Genomic DNA, 15,928 nt, shown 5'->3' on the forward strand with positions numbered 1-15,928 from the left:
TTAATGATTGTTTATTAAGCTTTAAACAGCTTGTCTGAAAGATTTTGTAAATCTTCACCCCAGAACACATCTTTTTGGATACGTTTGAAATCTAAATCAAATACAGTCGACATTGCTGATGCATAAACAGATCTTGCATCAATTGTTGCATTTAGATCTCTTCCATCATAAAGCTCTTTTCTTTTTAACCCTGGCCAGTCAGTGTGAACTTGGCTTTTCTTTAACAGACCCCCTGCCATAAATATTGCTGTTCCATAGCCATGCTCAGTTCCATTTCCACCGTTTTGTTTTATGGTTCTTCCAAACTCTGTAACGGTTAAAATAATTGTATCTTTGTAAGCCTCTTGAAGATTATCCTTCAGATTATTAATAATTTCATCCATTTCAACTAAAGATTTTGTATGAGATCCATCTACTCCTCCTTGGGCTGCGTGAGTATCAAAACCATTCACTTCAAATACAGCAACTCGTGGACCATCTGATTTTCTTAAGTATTTAGCTGCTTGTCTTGCAAGATTTTTATTTTCTCTTTTACCGCGCCTCATGGTACCACCCATCATTTCTTCATCTTTTCTTTTTTTTATATAATTCATCATTTCTAAAAGCTCGTCTTCAGAGCTTTCTGCATAAACAGATCTTAAAAGTTCCAATGTACGTTCTCGAGGCAACCTACCTCTTCCGGGGAAATAATTATTATTTTTTGGAATACCTCTTAGTAATAATGGCATTGGTAAAGATAAAGCTAATCCATCACCTTGGAGATTAGCAAGTTTCATGGCTCTTCCAACCCAACCTGTTTTTTCTTGGTAAGGTGTTCTTCCACCTGACTCCATTAAATTTTGACCTTCAAAATGTGACCTTTGGGTATAAGGAATACTAGCTGCATGAACTATTGATCCTGTATTATCATTCCAACACTTATTAAATCCTATTAATCTTGGATGTAATGCAAAATCAGAATTAAGTTTAATAGCATTTTCAATTAAAATACTTTTTCTTCTTTTCTCGAAATTTTTATCTCCAATTACTGGAACTGCACAAAGACCATCCATGCCTCCACGTAACATAATTACTACTAAATTCTTTTTTCTTGATGATGAGGCTAATGCTGGAAGATTAAATCCAGCTAAAAATAATGTTGTAGCTGTACCTTTTAAAAAATCTCTTCTTGTTATCTTCATGCTCTTAATACCTCAGGTAAATTGAATAAAATCATATGCTTTTCCTCATTACTTTTAGCTTTTGATAATATTTTTAGAATTTTATCAGGGTTATCAAAATTATTATGAATAATTTTTTCATGAATATATTGATCTACCTGATCTTCTGAATTGTATCTATGAAATGCTTTTTTGGCATAAAGTAGTCTTCTAATAATTAATTCAGTAGACATCCAATCACTTGAAAAATCTGAATATCCATTTGGTTGTTGTGCTAGATATGGATGATATCCTAGATCTTCTAACATCCAATCAGGTTCTCTTAGGTCTTCTCTCAAAATATTACCCAATTTATATGTATCCATTCTTTTTTCAGGTATTGGATATGCATAAGTAGCTCCTGACATATTAATTGTTTGCAACCACCAATTTTCAGGATTTTGAAATTTTTTATATTTATCATTATATTCAAATGTTACTTTGATTGCAGCTTTGTGGACTTCTGGTAGATGTCCATCTGATTGTTCCCATGCTTTAATAATTGGGGCAATCATTTGTTTTGTAGGATGATCCGTTATCAAATACCTACAAAGTTTTGTTGCGATAAACTCTCTACATGAAGGATGGTTTACTAAATCTTTAATTACAATTTTTAAACTTTTTCTTCCTCTTTTATATGTTTTACCAAGAACATTTTTTTTTCCCGGTTCATGACGTTCAGACATGAATCTTACATCTGTTCCTTGATCAGATTTTTTTGTCCATTTAGGTCTCCATCCAGTCATAATTTTTGCAAGTTCTTGAACATCCTCTTGAGTGTATCCTGCTTCTGGAGATATTGTATGAAGTTCCATTAATTCTCTTGCATGATTTTCATTCAGTGTTGCGGGTCTTTTTTCTTTTCTTCTCCACTCTTGTCTGGCACTTTCTGATTTGGGCCCAATATTATCTTTATTATCTAAATGCATTATCATTGGCCATGCGATCGTTCCTTCATAAACCATTGTTTCAAAAGTTTTATCCATGTTGTCTCTTAGAAACTCTCTTTGATAAGCCGCAGTTGAATATTGATGTAATCTTTGTGTCTTGCTTATTGTGAAATGATTGCCCCAAAAATACCAAAGTTTTGCAAGCACAGGATGATTGCTTCTAACTCCCTCTGCATGTCTTATGCTTAATTCATAATTTTTCCAAAATTTTCCACCTGTATCATTTTCAAGTTGACGTTCAGCTATTTCAAGACCTTTTGGATCATTTTTATATTTTTTTCTAAGAGTTGTATTTTCTTCAACTCTTTGCGTAATCCAATATTTTCTCATTTCTTTTTCTGAGTAAATATGTTTACCCTTCCAATTTAATTCAGGAATTGTTTCAACTTGTTTTTGAGCCCAAGTTAAAGGATCTGATGGTGTTTTCTCTTCAGGTTTTAGACCAAAAGCTACTTTTCTAAAAAAGTTTTTCATCGTTATTTAATTTTATCAATATTATGAATATTTTCCAAGGATTTATTAAAATCTTCTAAATTTTCTCTTAAGGCTAAATTAGAAATTGAATAAATCATTACCAATAATAAAACTAGAGGCAGTGAGGTAATTATTGATGCGTTACTTTTAATTAATAGAATGTAAAAAACTATAAATAAAGCTGAACGAATTAAGACTGTTTTTCTAAAAACACTAATGATTGACAAAGAGTGCTTTAATAAATTAAAAAAACTCATCTTTGATGGTCCAAAATATCTAGCACCTCTTATTGAAGGTATTGATAGTAGGTCTTTTTCTACTTTTTTTAATGAACCTGAAAAACTATTCCAAGTTGCTTTTTCATTAAGTAATTTTTCAACCGTTGATTTTGACAGACAAGTATAATTACCAAATTTAATAGATTGATTAGTAAAGGCAAAAGTTAAAATTTTGTGAGCCTGATAACAAACTTTAAATATTAAGCTCTCAGATCTTTTTACTCTTTCACCAATTATACTTTTGTCTTCTGTTTGTTCTGCAAGTTGTATAAAATTTTTTATTTCTTCAGGTCTGTCTTCACCATCTCCATCCATAGGTATTACGTAATCAAATTCTTTTTTTTCAAAAATATATTTAAGTCCAGAAGCAATACATCTTGCATGGCCTCTATTTTCTTTCATATTAATAATTTCAATTGAATTAATATTTTCAGTATTTTGATACTTGTCAATTATCTGTTGAGAAGATGCATCGTTAATTATAATAACTGATATCTCTGAATTAAGACTTTTAACTTCAGAGTTAATATTTTCAATTAACTTAGTTAAACTCTCTCTGTCATTATAAATTGGGATTAGAATTATGTATTTTTTCATACTTATTTTGAGCCAACACAGACATTATCAAGACACATGTAGTCTTTCAATTGATCGAGTTTTTCTCGCATAATAATCTCTTCCCAAACTGGTCTTGATTTTAAATGATAAGATAAATTTCCAGCGCTCCATTCGTTACCATAGACAACATTAATTTCAGTATCAAATTGTTGATCCCAAGCATATTGAATTTTAATGGCAATTTCTTTACCAGGATAATCGGTTCTCTTATCCTCTTTAGATATCGAAACATATGCATAAAGAATAGGAGATAAAAAGAACAAAAAGATAAATCCAAGGGCAAATGGTTTTAATTTTTTAACATTTATTTGAGCTTGAAATAAATAAACGAAAAGAATGCCAAAAAATAAATAAAAAGGTGTCATCCACATAGTTCTAATTTTTGAACCAGTAATTACTGAAGTTAAAAACATTAAAATAATCGGTAAGATATTTATGGCTAAAAGGAACAAGAGTTTTTTATCTTTTAAATTAATCTTTAGTTTAATCTTTTTAGCTAACAGAAAAATTAATAAAAAGAATGGAGTTAAAATTCCAATTTGTTTTAATAGGAAAATTAATGGAAATTTAATATGATCAATTAAACTAGATTGCTCCAAACCAGTTCTTGCAAGTCCATAAGTTATTGTGATGAAGTCATTATTGTTAAGCCAAATTAAATGAGGTACTAAAATAATTATAAATACTTCAAGGGTTATAAAATATTTAAAATCGAACTTTCTATCTTTTTTTATAAAAATTAAATAAATAAATAAAAGATCGATTGAAGCTAAAAGATATATAAATAGATATTTAGATAAGAACCCAAATGCCGCAAACAATCCAACTAAAAAACAATCAAAAAATTTTACCTCTTTACTATTGTAAATTTTCCATGAAAAATAAACAGTACATGACCAAAATGGTAATTGACAAACATTTACATTAAATTCAGGTGTTGTAAAATTATAGAAGTAAATAGACTCAATAAGTAAAACCGAAACTAGGCCTAAAAGATTATTATTAAAAATTTCTTTAGATAATTTAAACACATAATAAAAAGAAATAATAACAAAAATTTGACTAAGTAAATAATAAGCCCAATCTTGAGATTTAAATATTTGGTAGAAGATTTCTAAAACAAGAGCAACCATTGGTGGATGTTTATTAAAACCCCATTCTAAATTACTGGCCCAAGCTAAATGTTCAATTGTATCTAAAGGCAAATTTTGGTTAGTTAAGTTTGGAACTAAAGTCCAAAATATAAGATGCGCAGTAATGAATATATAAAATATATTGTTTATATTTTTGCTCATAATGGTCATTTATAAATATTTATAACAATTCAGCTTGCTTGACACCCCTAATTTGCTGAATATACTCCGGAAATTCAAATTTAAACAATGCCAAAGACTACTAAAACTAAAAAAAAAGTTTCAAAACCTAAAACTAAAGCTGCTAAACCTAAAGCTAAAACTACAAGCAAGCCAAAGGTTGCTGCTAAAGCTCCGATAAAAATTTCTAAAACTTACGTACCTAAAGATACAGAAAAGTACATGTGTGAAAAACATAAGGTGTTCTTTAGAATGAGATTAACTGAATGGAAAAAAGATTTAGTGAAAGCTAATAATGAAGCTCTTTACTTTGGAAGTATGGACGATAACAGTATTTCTGCTGATGTTGTTGACCAAGCAAGTTCATACACTGACAAAAATGTAGAAATGAAAGCAATAAACAGACAAATTAAACTAATCTCAGAAATAGATAAAGCTTTAGCTAGAATTAGAGAAGATATTTATGGTTACTGCTTAGACACTGCAGAGCCAATTGGATTAAAAAGATTAATTGCAAGACCTGTAGCAAAATACACAATTGCCGCACAAGAAAAGCATGAAAAAAATGAAAAAGTTCATGCTGATGATTAATCAAAATTAATCTATCACTTTTATTTTATCACCTATTTTAATGCTAGAAGAAGATAACACTTGGCATCTTAGACCACCTCTTCTTAAAAATTCTTTTAAAATATTATCTTGCTTAAGAACTTCAGTTAAATGCCTACATGGACGACATAAATCAATACCTTCTAACTCTACATTGCCAACTAATAATTTTTTACCTACTAAGTCGTTCAATTGAATTCCTCTAGTAACTACATTTCTTCTAAAATCTAAGTAAGGAATATTTAATCCATATTTAATATTATAATAATCGATGTTTTCTGACTCTATTAACGATAATTGATTATATGGGTCGTTAAATTCCTTAAAGTGTCTATCCCCAACTACACCTTGATTAGTCAAAACATCAATTGAATTTACTTCATTTACTGGTTGATTATTTTTAATTGAAATTCCTAATTTATAAACTTCAGACATATTTAAATTAGGTTAATTTAAATCTTTAATGAAAACAAGTAAACAATGGGATTTAAAGACTTGGAATTTTTGAACCATCTTTTAAAAGATCATAACCTTTTATAACAGCATCACGGCTTGATATCTCAAGATACCATCTAGATAAATTTTTATAATTCTTTAAACCAATGTCATGTATTGGGTGTCTTGCAATCCAGGGCCAAGTTGCAATATCAGCAATTGTATATTTTTCTCCTGCTAGGAATTTTGAATTTTTTAATCTGTTGTCTAATTCCTGATATATTCTCTTTGCAATTTTAAAATATCTCTCTTCACCAAATTCACTTTTACCAGGATTGTAATGATGAAATTGATGATGCTGTCCTATCATTGGCCCAATGGTTCCCATTTGTGCCATCAACCATTGATTTATTTTTAATCTATCTTGTTGTTCGTAAAACTTTCCACTTTTTTCCCCCAAATACATAAGGATTGCCCCAGACTCAAAAATGCTTTCATTAATATCATGATCAGTAATTACTGGAATTTTGCTAAAAGGGCTTATCTTTACAAACTCAGGTTTAAATTGTTCCTCTTTACTTATATCTATTTTTGTTACTTTATAATCGTAGCCAATCTCTTCAAGCATAATAGAAATTTTTTTACCATTTGGTGTGTCAGCAGTAAAAAGCTCTATCACTTTTTTATACCTAGTCTTTCTTGTGCAGCTTTTGATGTAGTTGTAAATTCAAATCTTAATTTTTCATCTGGTTTTGCATACTTAAAACATCCTCTTGCAGCTAATGCACCCTCATGAAAACCTGAAAGAATTAATTTAAGTTTTCCAGGGTATGAGCAGATATCACCAATTGCAAATATACCATCTATATTTGTTTCAAAATTTTCTGTGTTAACTGTAATTGTTTTTTTATCAATGTTTAATCCCCAATTTAAGATAGGACCAAGTTGCATAATTAATCCAAAAAAACCAAGTACATAATCTGTTTTTAATTCTTTTACTTCTCCGTCGTCGTGTTTAATTTTAACTGAATTAATATTTTTATCTCCAGAGACTGAGTCTATTTGATATTTTGTGTATAAATTTAGTTTTCCTTGATCATTTAGCTCTTTAACTTTTTGAACACTAGACTCTGCTCCGCTAAAACCGTCTCTTCTATGAATTAAATTTACTTTAGATGTATTTGAAAGTTCAATCGCCCAATCAAGAGCTGAGTCTCCACCACCAAATATTGAAATTGTTTTGTCTTTAAAGACTGTCTTATCTTTAATGGAATAAAATAATGAACTACCCTCAAATTTTTCACATTCTTTTAAAGGAAATTTTCTAGGCTCAAACGATCCAACACCACCCGCAATAACTATACTCGCTGCATCAAATTCTTGTTTACCACTTGTTTTAACATGCCATCGATTTTCAACTTTTTTAAGTTCCTCTACTCTCTCATTTAAATGAAATTTTACATTGAATGGTTTAATTTGCTGTAAAAGATTATTGGTTAATTCTTCACCTGTACATTCGGGTACTGCTGGAATGTCATAAATTGGTTTATCTGGATAAAGTTCAATACATTGACCACCAGCTTTATCAAGATTATCAACTATTTCACAATTTAATCCTATTATCCCTAACTGATGAGCACAAAATAAACCTGTCGGTCCTGCTCCAATTATCAATACATCTGTTTTATTCATTTAACCTTGTTTTGATGGAATGTTTACAACTAGACCATCTAATTCATCTGAAACAATTAGCTGACAACTTAATCGACTATTTTGTTTTGGCTCAAAAGCCATATCCAACATATCCTCTTCGCCGTCTTCTTTAGGAGTAAGTTTATTCACCCAGTTATCGTCTACATAAACATGACATGTTGCACACGCCATTCCACCTCCACAATCAGCATCGATCCCTGGAATATCATTTTGAACTGCACCCTCCATAACTGTTAATCCATTTTGAACATCAATTGTGTGCGTTTTACTATCGTGAGTATTATATGTAATTTTTGCCATGGGCTATATATAGGTTTTTATTTAAATAGAACAAGTAAGTAAAATCATACTAAGTCTATTTTTAGACATTTTGTAATTGAGGTATATCTTTCTTTATAAAATAACTCCTGTCTTCTTTCTGTTTAATCAATGCTGGAATTATTTCTCTGTATGCGTCTATCAGTCCATTATTTGGTTTTGGTAGTTGCTCTTTTATATGATGATGAAGTTTATCTAAGTTATATGACGGGACTGTTGGAAACATATGATGCGTTAAATGATACTCCATTTTCCAATATAAAAAGCTTAATAATGGATTTAGATACATCTCTCTTGATGAAAATCTGTGATCTTTCACATTTCTTGCAAGGCCTGCATGTTGAGTGAATGCAACAAGTTTGTGTAAAGTTTTTCCGTAAAATTGTGGCAATAAAAGATAAAGCATCGGTAGCCAAGATGACGTTAGTATTGACCAAACAATAATTAATGACCAAATAATTACAAAAATTCTTGAAATTATAATGCTTTTAACGCGTGCATTTTCTGGAATACAATCCAACATTACCTTAGTTTTAATTCCTAATGCATGCTGAATTATTTCAAATGAAATATGTTTTTTAAAAAATAATAAATCTAAAAATGGAATTATATTAATAATTAATTTTTTTGGAGTCTCCTTCAGATCATTTCCATATTCTATCTCATGATCAAATGGATTTTCAGTTGAATAAGTGTTAGCGTGATGAATAAAATGAGAATATCTCCATCTTATAGGTTCAAAGTTAGACATAAATGAGGAGAGATAATAAAAAAACTCATTTAAAAAATTTGTCTTAAATGCTGTCTTATGTCCAGTTTCATGCCAAAGAGGATTGGAAAAACTATAAATATTTCCATAAACTAAAAACCAGAATACTGACCACCAAGTCCCCCAAGTTAAATATGCAAATGTACCTGCTATAACTAATAAACCAAAAAAAATTGAAATATGTTGTAAACCTTTAAGATCTGATTTTTTTGATAATTCTTTAAGAACTTCAATATCAACTTTGCACTTATGCCATTTATTTAGAAGTTTAGCATCCATGGATCAAATTTATTGCAGGCAAAAAAAAAGGGCAAGTACAAAAGTTGTACCTGCCCTTAATTAAAATTTTAAGTAAAACTACTTAGCTCTACCAGGTTGTTGCATTGCTGCTGCCCAAATGATTAGACCAAAAGCGATCTTGTTCAAAAAGTCAGCTGCGTTGTAAATCACGTTAAGTGAGTTAGCGTCTACTCCACCTGTTAGGTAACCAAAAATGTAACCTAATGGGTAAATAGCCCAACCTACAGTAACGATCATTCTCATCGCACCAAAAGCAGTAACAAGTGCTTTGTTACCACTCTTAGCAGCTTTTTTACCTGCTTCACCTGAGAATACTTCATAAAGAATGTATACCCAACCAGCCATACCGATAATGAAACCAAGTGTAGCGTTGATGTATCCAGCTTCTCCTAAGTATCCACCGATTAGCATTACTAATGTTCCAAGCATCAATCTCCAGAAAATTCCTGAATCTGCTTTGTTTACTGCAGCTAGAACAAAATAGAATTCTAACATTAGTAATGGAACTGTAATTAACCAGTCAATATATCTGTAAACTGTTGGTGAATCACCAGTAGCTACCCATACATCTCTCATGTACATGTAGTGTACGAATGCAATACCAGTTACTAGACCAGCAACCGTCATTGAAACTCTCCAACCAGCTGGAACTGAACTTCTTTCTAAGAAAAAGAATACAGTAGCAGCTAAACAAGCCATTGATACTAACCAAAATGAAATACCTACGAAATCATCTTGAGCTAACATGGCAGTCTCTGCGTTTGCTACACCTGTAACACCCATTAGGGCAACAGCTGTAAGAGCAAACAATTTAAGTTTTTTCATAAAAAAACTCCCTCTTTAGTTAATTTTTATTAATTTAGTTTATACAAACTAAGCTCGAGAAACCTCGAACAAAGATTTTGGTCTAATTAGCAAATAATTTTAGATTAATAAAGATCTAAAAACGAAGCAGAAGAGCTAATTTTTATTAATTTACGTTGATTTTACTTATTTTTTAAAATTAAATACAATTTGTGATTTAAAAACCAACAAAAAATAGAAAACCGAATCAAAAACTATGTCAGATAAATTTCAAAAAATTTATGATCAATCTATAAAAAATCCAGAAAAATTTTGGCAAGAAGCATCCAATGATATCTTTTGGTTTAAAAAACCAACTAAAATTTTGAATAAATCTAATCCTCCATTCTATAAATGGTTCGAGGATGGTGTAACCAATACTTGTTACAACGCTTTAGACATCCATATCGATCAAGGTAGAGGTAAAAAAACTGCTCTTATCTATGATAGCCCAATTACAGGTAACAAAAGTCAATTCACATACGAAGAACTAAGAGCGAAAGTTTCAAAATTTGCAGGAGCATTAGCTGCACAAGGAGTTTCTAAAGGTGATCGAGTAATTGTTTACATGCCAATGATTCCAGAGGCTGTAATCACTATGTTAGCTTGTGCAAGAATTGGTGCAATTCATTCTGTTGTCTTTGGTGGCTTTGCATCAAATGAACTTGCAAGCAGAATAGATGATAGTAAAGCAAAATTAGTAGTCACCGCGTCTTGTGGTTTCGAACCTGGAAGAACAGTTGAATATAAACCTCTTGTAGATGAAGCAATCAAACAAGCTAACCATAAAATTAGTAAAATGATTTTATTTCAAAGACCTGGGCATGAAGTAAAATTAAATGCTCCAATGGAAATTAGCTGGGAAGAAGCTACATCAAACGCATCTGATGCTGACTGTGTTGAAATGAATTCAAATGAGTTTGCCTACATTTTATACACATCTGGTACAACCGGAACTCCAAAAGGAATAGTAAGAGATATTGGTGGACACATAGTTGCTTTAAAATGGACTATGAAAAATATTTACAATATTGATGCTGATGATATTTGGTGGTCCGCTAGTGATATTGGTTGGATTGTTGGACACTCTTATATTGTTTACGCTCCATTATTCAAAGGTTGCACTACAGTATTATTTGAAGGAAAGCCAGTTGGAACTCCTGATGCTGGAGCTTTTTGGAAAATTATATCTGACTATAAAGTTAAATCTCTTTTTACAGCTCCAACAGCATTTAGAGCTATTAAAAAAGAAGATCCGGAAGGTAAGTTTTTTTCTAAATATGATTTAAGTAGTTTTGAGAGCTTATTCCTCGCAGGAGAAAGAGCAGATCCAGATACGATTAAATGGGCAGAAAATTTGCTTAAAGTTCCTGTTATTGATCATTGGTGGCAAACTGAAACTAGTTGGGCAATTAGTTCAAATTGTACTGGTATTGAAATGATGGAGACTAAATACGGTTCAGCTTGCAAAGCTGTTCCAGGTTATGATGTAAAAATTATTAAATCAGATCAAACTTTAGCAAAACCTAATGAGATGGGTGATATCGTGGTGAAACTTCCACTTCCTCCAGGAACTTTTCCAACATTGTGGAATGCAGATAAGAGATACAAAGAAAATTATATGTCAAATTATGAGGGTTATTACCAAACTTATGATGCTGGCCACATTGATGATGATGGTTACATTTGGATTATGTCTAGGACAGATGACATTATTAACGTTGCAGGTCACAGATTATCTACTGGTGCAATTGAAGAAGTATTATCAGAACATCAATCTGTTGCTGAGTGTGCTGTGCTTGGTATCGCTGATAAGTTAAAAGGTCAGTTACCTATTGGATTAGTCGTTTTAAAATCTGGTGTAGATAAAGATAATGAAACTATATCTAAAGAATGTATTCAGATGGTTAGAGATAAAATTGGACCTGTTGCAGCATTTAAAACAGTAATTGTTATTAAAAGATTGCCAAAAACAAGATCGGGGAAAATTTTAAGAGGAACTATTAGAAAAATAGCAGATAGTGTTGAATTCAAGATACCTCCAACAATTGACGATCCAGCTATTCTAGATGAAATAAAAGAAGATTTAATTAATCATAAGATCTTAAATAATGGTTAAAACTTATTTATTTCTTATTGGAGCAATATTTTGTGAAGTTGCGGGAACAATGTTGTTACCAGTGTCTCAAAATTTTACAAAACTTATTCCAACAGTTGCTTTATCTGTTTTTTATCTATGTGCATTTTACTTTTTAACATTTGTAGTCAATAAACTTCCAATAGCTGTGGTTTATGCAACATGGAGTGGTCTTGGAATTTTTACAATTGCAATTCTTGGTTATATATTTTTCAAACAAACTTTAGCTTGGCAAGCAATCGTAGGATTATTCTTAATTGTTATCGGAGTAATTCTGGTAAATAGTTTTACAGTAAAGCTTAGCTAAATTTCAAAGGTGTTCCATCAGGGTCACCTAGTATCTTACCATCTTGCATCTTAATTTTTCCAGCAATGATAGTTGAAGTTGGAGTTCCTTTAAATTTATATCCATCAAACGGAGTCCAACCACACTTACTTTCAATATTTTCATTTTTTATTTCAATTGTTTTATTCATATCGACAATTGTAAAATCAGCATCATATCCTTCTTTAATAAATCCTTTGTTTTGAATTCCAAAAATCTTAACTGGGTTTTCACATACCAAATTCATTAGTTGATTAAGAGAAAGCTTTCCATCATTTACATGATTTAACATTACTGGCATTAAGGTTTGAACTCCAGGCATTCCAGATGGTGAGTTTGGATAACTCTTTTTTTTATTTTCTCTTAAATGTGGAGCATGATCAGAACCTATAGTATCATTCATATTATTTTTCACTCCATACCACAATCTATCATAATGAGATTTATCTCTTAAGGGTGGATTCATTTGAGCGTAAGTACCAAGTTTGTCATAACAATCTGGTGCATAAATTGTTAAATGCTGAGGAGTTATTTCAAAAGTAATATTGCCTTTGTGTTGTGATAAAAAGTCAATTTCTTCTTTTGTTGTTATATGAAGGATATGTGCTTTTTTCTTATGTCTTTCGGCAATTCTAACAATTCGTCTTGTTGAGGATATTGCACATTCAGCACTTCTCCAAACTGGATGTGAATGAACATCTCCATCTTTAATTAATTTTTTATTAACATTTAAAATTGCCTCGTCTTCAGAGTGAACTGCTACAACTTTTGAACTATTCTGAAAAACCTTATCAATATCATCTTCATCTGCAACTAAGAGATTGCCAGTTGAAGACCCTGCAAAAAGCTTAATCCCACAACAACCCTCTAAATCTTTTAAACTTGCTAAATCATTTGCATTATCTGCTGTTGCACCAAAATAAAATGCATAATTGCAATACATTCTATTTTTTGCGAGATCTAATTTTCTTTGAAATTCTATTTTATTTGAGGTTGGTGGATTAGTATTAGGCATTTCAAATACACTTGTGATTCCTCCAGCAATTGCAGCTCTACTTCCAGAATGCAAATCTTCTGTGTCCGTTGATCCTGGTTCTCTAAAATGCGTTTGAGTATCTATACATCCTGGCAAAACAGTTTGACCTTGAGCATTAACTGTTTCCTTGGCGTCATCTGAAATTTGACCAATTTGATGAATTTTACCGTCTTTAACAGCAACATCTACATCTTTCAATTCACCATCGATATAACATTTTCCGTTTTTAATTATTAGATCTAACATTTATGAAAAAAGTAATTATATTAAAATCATCAATCAATCAAATATGAATATTAAAAATGTATATATTTTGGATGACAGAGCTATTCTTTACTTAAATGGTGAAGATACAAAAGAGTTTCTTCAAAATTTAATTAGCAATAACATCAATAAAGTAAATCAAAATAATAGCTGCTTTTCTTCTTTGTTGTCTCCCCAAGGTAAATTCTTATATGAGTTTATAATAGTTAAACATAAGTCTGGTTACATAATTGATTGTGAAAAATCTCAAGTAGATGGATTATATAAGCAATTAAGTATTTATAAACTAAGATCAAAAGTTGAAATTCTAAATCTTAGTAATGAATTTGTGGTTGCTGCTTTTTCTCATGAAAAATTCCTAACATTTGAAGAAGCACAAGATATTTCTGGGTTTACTTTAAAATATAGAGAAGATCCTATTTTTTTAGATCCAAGAAATAAACAATTAGGAGCAAGATTAATTATTAATTTAGAAAAACTTTATTTATCTCTAAAGAAATTGGGCTTGCATGATGCAAATATGAATGAATATCACTTATTTAGTCATAAACTTGGAATAGTTCCAAAGGATTTAAACAAATTACAAAATAAATTATTTGGAATTGAGTGTAATTATGAAGAATTAAATGGAATTGATTTTAAAAAAGGTTGCTATGTTGGGCAAGAAAATACAGCTAGAATTAAATTAAAAAATAAGCTTTCAAAAAGATTATTACCAATAAATATTGTTAAAGGTGAGTTAACTGAAGGTGAAAGTATTTATTATAATGATAATGAAATTGGCAAAGTATTAATAGATAAACAATATCCTTTTGCTTTAATTAAATACTTGGATGAAAATTTTAATGAAAAAACTATTTTTAATACAAAAGACGCTACAATTAAAATTGAAAAACCGGCCTGGATAAAATCTTAAATAATTATTTCACTCCAAAAATATTTTTTATAATATTTAGTGACTCTGTTGCAGCCTTATCGTTATATTTTATAGTACTTTTAATATCACAACATTCTGAGTAATAATTTTTTCTATAATTTTCATCTTTCAAAGAAAAATATGACCATCCATTAGGTTCGGTTGTATCAAAAACACCCTCCCCAATATCATACCTTGGATATGATGAATCTAGCTTACTTAATACAAATTCTTTTTTATGCTCACTAAAAGATTTCATTGTTATTGGGCTTTTCAATTCTTTCCAATCAAATCGATGAGTAGCTTCTGAAAAAACTTTGAGCACAGCGCTTCCACTATTTTCTTTAATTTTTTTTACATAGTCCTCACAAAACTCATAAGGCGTTAATCTATCTTTTTCACCAATTAAAATATAAAGAGGAGCTTTGGTTGTCCTAATGTTTTTATGCAAATAACATAATGGATAATAAGCAATGTGTGCCATAAACCTATTTTTTGGTTTAATAATATCTATGAAAAAACTTTGATGAGTATTTATTACTGCCATTGCGCCATAACTAAATCCCATTACTGAAATTTTGTTTTTATCAATTCTTGAGTCCTTAGATATCTTATCAAGTGCAGCATAAGCATCTATAGTTGCGGCCTCTTCAGATACCTCATAGTGCCACTGCTTTTCAATTCCTCTGGATTTGAATGTTTGAATATCAAGAATAGCTATACCTAGATTATTAAAGTATTCAAAATGATGTTCGGGAACAAAACCCATGGATGGATGTAAGGTAATAATCAAAGGAATTTTTTTTTTATTTGTTTGTGGAATATATAAATCACCATAAACTTTTTGTTTTTTTAACTTCTTTAAACCCCCAAGCATTTCTTTAGCGGTTTTGGGTGAAAAACTATTAAATTTTACAATCTCACTATTACAAATAAATTTATTGCCTTTGAATTTATCCACTTTTATTATTTTAAGTTGAACCTCTTCTTTTTCATGGTCACCATACGAAGAAGAGGATTTTACTGATTTTTTTGTAATATCAAAATTTTCAATTTTATCTTTATCAAATTTAATATTTATCTTTGCATTATTTAAATCTTCCCAAAGATTTACTGTGCCTGAGACCGAAAATTTTTTTCCATTTTTTGATAATTTATATTTAAAATTTTTTCTATAATTTCCCTTAATTCCTTTATGGCAAGGTATGTATAAATGTTCCAGTTTACCTTCATTAAATTTAACTGTATCAGCAATTAGATATTCGGATTTACCTTTGTGATTGTACGTCCATAAAAATTTGTAAAAACCGTTTGGTAAAAAATGTTTTTCATTTGCTTGAGAATTGCTAAAGATTGAAAAAATTAGAGATATTATTATAAAAACAATTTTCATATTATATGAAAGTTAAGTCATTTTTGAGTTTTATTCAA

16 protein-coding genes are annotated in these 15,928 nt (G+C 30.3%); 4 read left to right on the plus strand and 12 right to left on the minus strand.

Annotated features, from left to right (window positions below; translation table 11 throughout):
* Positions 1–14: 14 nt before the first annotated feature.
* From ACIJYE_RS05205 to ACIJYE_RS05220, 4 genes are read right to left on the minus strand one after another with little or no spacing between them, the layout of a single operon-like run.
* On the minus strand, positions 15–1,181 hold the full coding sequence (locus ACIJYE_RS05205) for a DUF1501 domain-containing protein (protein WP_435089758.1): 1,167 nt from the start codon (positions 1,179–1,181) through the stop codon (positions 15–17).
* The gene (locus tag ACIJYE_RS05210) at positions 1,178–2,623 is read right to left on the minus strand and encodes a DUF1800 family protein (protein WP_435089760.1); all 1,446 of its coding nucleotides are present in this window, start codon (positions 2,621–2,623) and stop codon (positions 1,178–1,180) included. The genes ACIJYE_RS05205 and ACIJYE_RS05210 overlap by 4 nt, the downstream gene beginning before the upstream one ends.
* 2 nt (positions 2,624–2,625) lie before the next feature.
* Positions 2,626–3,498, minus strand: coding sequence for a glycosyltransferase family 2 protein (locus ACIJYE_RS05215; RefSeq protein ID WP_435089761.1), 873 nt, complete (start codon positions 3,496–3,498; stop codon positions 2,626–2,628).
* A 2-nt stretch (positions 3,499–3,500) separates the two neighbouring features.
* Positions 3,501–4,814, minus strand: coding sequence for a glycosyltransferase family 39 protein (locus tag ACIJYE_RS05220; RefSeq protein ID WP_435089762.1), 1,314 nt, complete (start codon positions 4,812–4,814; stop codon positions 3,501–3,503).
* A gap of 87 nt (positions 4,815–4,901) precedes the next feature.
* Here ACIJYE_RS05220 and ACIJYE_RS05225 point away from each other — a divergent pair, with 87 nt between their 5' ends.
* Positions 4,902–5,423, plus strand: coding sequence for a TraR/DksA family transcriptional regulator (locus ACIJYE_RS05225; protein ID WP_435089763.1), 522 nt, complete (start codon positions 4,902–4,904; stop codon positions 5,421–5,423).
* A 6-nt stretch (positions 5,424–5,429) separates the two neighbouring features.
* Here the strand turns inward: ACIJYE_RS05225 and ACIJYE_RS05230 are convergent, their stop codons facing one another.
* The 6 genes from ACIJYE_RS05230 to ACIJYE_RS05255 form a co-directional block, all read right to left on the minus strand.
* Positions 5,430–5,876, minus strand: a complete 447-nt coding sequence (locus tag ACIJYE_RS05230) for an MOSC domain-containing protein (protein ID WP_435089764.1) — start codon at positions 5,874–5,876, stop codon at positions 5,430–5,432.
* A gap of 52 nt (positions 5,877–5,928) precedes the next feature.
* A complete protein-coding gene (locus ACIJYE_RS05235; RefSeq protein ID WP_435089766.1) occupies positions 5,929–6,555 on the minus strand; it encodes a glutathione binding-like protein in 627 nt (208 codons plus the stop codon).
* Positions 6,552–7,568 (minus strand): NAD(P)/FAD-dependent oxidoreductase, encoded by a 1,017-nt coding sequence (locus ACIJYE_RS05240; protein ID WP_435089767.1) that lies wholly within the window; start codon positions 7,566–7,568, stop codon positions 6,552–6,554. The genes ACIJYE_RS05235 and ACIJYE_RS05240 overlap by 4 nt, the downstream gene beginning before the upstream one ends.
* Complete coding sequence (locus ACIJYE_RS05245; RefSeq protein ID WP_435089768.1) at positions 7,569–7,889, minus strand: 2Fe-2S iron-sulfur cluster-binding protein; 321 nt, start codon at positions 7,887–7,889, stop codon at positions 7,569–7,571.
* Between the two features lie 61 nt (positions 7,890–7,950).
* Positions 7,951–8,955: a fatty acid desaturase gene (locus tag ACIJYE_RS05250; RefSeq protein WP_435089769.1), complete on the minus strand. Its 1,005-nt coding sequence runs from the start codon at positions 8,953–8,955 to the stop codon at positions 7,951–7,953.
* A 78-nt stretch (positions 8,956–9,033) separates the two neighbouring features.
* A complete protein-coding gene (locus ACIJYE_RS05255; RefSeq protein WP_435089770.1) occupies positions 9,034–9,801 on the minus strand; it encodes a bacteriorhodopsin-like in 768 nt (255 codons plus the stop codon).
* Positions 9,802–10,036: 235 nt separating this feature from the next.
* Between ACIJYE_RS05255 and ACIJYE_RS05260 the strand changes: the two genes are divergently transcribed.
* Both ACIJYE_RS05260 and ACIJYE_RS05265 read left to right on the plus strand, forming a co-directional pair.
* On the plus strand, positions 10,037–11,938 hold the full coding sequence (locus ACIJYE_RS05260) for a propionyl-CoA synthetase (protein ID WP_435089772.1): 1,902 nt from the start codon (positions 10,037–10,039) through the stop codon (positions 11,936–11,938).
* Positions 11,931–12,263, plus strand: coding sequence for a DMT family transporter (locus ACIJYE_RS05265; RefSeq protein WP_435089773.1), 333 nt, complete (start codon positions 11,931–11,933; stop codon positions 12,261–12,263). The genes ACIJYE_RS05260 and ACIJYE_RS05265 overlap by 8 nt, the downstream gene beginning before the upstream one ends.
* Here the strand turns inward: ACIJYE_RS05265 and ACIJYE_RS05270 are convergent.
* A complete protein-coding gene (locus tag ACIJYE_RS05270; protein WP_435089774.1) occupies positions 12,256–13,563 on the minus strand; it encodes a dihydroorotase in 1,308 nt (435 codons plus the stop codon). The genes ACIJYE_RS05265 and ACIJYE_RS05270 overlap by 8 nt on opposite strands.
* 43 nt (positions 13,564–13,606) lie before the next feature.
* Between ACIJYE_RS05270 and ACIJYE_RS05275 the strand changes: the two genes are divergently transcribed.
* Positions 13,607–14,497: a YgfZ/GcvT domain-containing protein gene (locus ACIJYE_RS05275; RefSeq protein WP_435089775.1), complete on the plus strand. Its 891-nt coding sequence runs from the start codon at positions 13,607–13,609 to the stop codon at positions 14,495–14,497.
* A gap of 4 nt (positions 14,498–14,501) precedes the next feature.
* Here the strand turns inward: ACIJYE_RS05275 and ACIJYE_RS05280 are convergent, their stop codons facing one another.
* Positions 14,502–15,890, minus strand: coding sequence for a dienelactone hydrolase family protein (locus ACIJYE_RS05280; RefSeq protein WP_435089776.1), 1,389 nt, complete (start codon positions 15,888–15,890; stop codon positions 14,502–14,504).
* Between the last annotated feature and the right edge of the window lie 38 nt (positions 15,891–15,928).

It is taken from the genome of Candidatus Pelagibacter bacterium nBUS_30, assembly GCF_051201245.1.
Taxonomy (GTDB): domain Bacteria; phylum Pseudomonadota; class Alphaproteobacteria; order Pelagibacterales; family Pelagibacteraceae; genus Pelagibacter.

Bases quoted from the DNA above. Each gene is read 5' to 3' on its own strand.
- ACIJYE_RS05220 (WP_435089762.1), bottom strand. From the start codon at position 4,814: ATGAGCAAAAATATAAACAATATATTTTATATATTCATTACTGCGCAT.
- ACIJYE_RS05205 (WP_435089758.1), bottom strand. From the start codon at position 1,181: ATGAAGATAACAAGAAGAGATTTTTTAAAAGGTACAGCTACAACATTA.
- ACIJYE_RS05265 (WP_435089773.1), top strand. From the start codon at position 11,931: ATGGTTAAAACTTATTTATTTCTTATTGGAGCAATATTTTGTGAAGTT.
- ACIJYE_RS05240 (WP_435089767.1), bottom strand. From the start codon at position 7,568: ATGAATAAAACAGATGTATTGATAATTGGAGCAGGACCGACAGGTTTA.
- ACIJYE_RS05255 (WP_435089770.1), bottom strand. From the start codon at position 9,801: ATGAAAAAACTTAAATTGTTTGCTCTTACAGCTGTTGCCCTAATGGGT.
- ACIJYE_RS05225 (WP_435089763.1), top strand. From the start codon at position 4,902: ATGCCAAAGACTACTAAAACTAAAAAAAAAGTTTCAAAACCTAAAACT.
- ACIJYE_RS05245 (WP_435089768.1), bottom strand. From the start codon at position 7,889: ATGGCAAAAATTACATATAATACTCACGATAGTAAAACGCACACAATT.
- ACIJYE_RS05280 (WP_435089776.1), bottom strand. From the start codon at position 15,890: ATGAAAATTGTTTTTATAATAATATCTCTAATTTTTTCAATCTTTAGC.
- ACIJYE_RS05250 (WP_435089769.1), bottom strand. From the start codon at position 8,955: ATGGATGCTAAACTTCTAAATAAATGGCATAAGTGCAAAGTTGATATT.
- ACIJYE_RS05210 (WP_435089760.1), bottom strand. From the start codon at position 2,623: ATGAAAAACTTTTTTAGAAAAGTAGCTTTTGGTCTAAAACCTGAAGAG.
- ACIJYE_RS05275 (WP_435089775.1), top strand. From the start codon at position 13,607: ATGAATATTAAAAATGTATATATTTTGGATGACAGAGCTATTCTTTAC.
- ACIJYE_RS05215 (WP_435089761.1), bottom strand. From the start codon at position 3,498: ATGAAAAAATACATAATTCTAATCCCAATTTATAATGACAGAGAGAGT.
- ACIJYE_RS05230 (WP_435089764.1), bottom strand. From the start codon at position 5,876: ATGTCTGAAGTTTATAAATTAGGAATTTCAATTAAAAATAATCAACCA.
- ACIJYE_RS05260 (WP_435089772.1), top strand. From the start codon at position 10,037: ATGTCAGATAAATTTCAAAAAATTTATGATCAATCTATAAAAAATCCA.
- ACIJYE_RS05270 (WP_435089774.1), bottom strand. From the start codon at position 13,563: ATGTTAGATCTAATAATTAAAAACGGAAAATGTTATATCGATGGTGAA.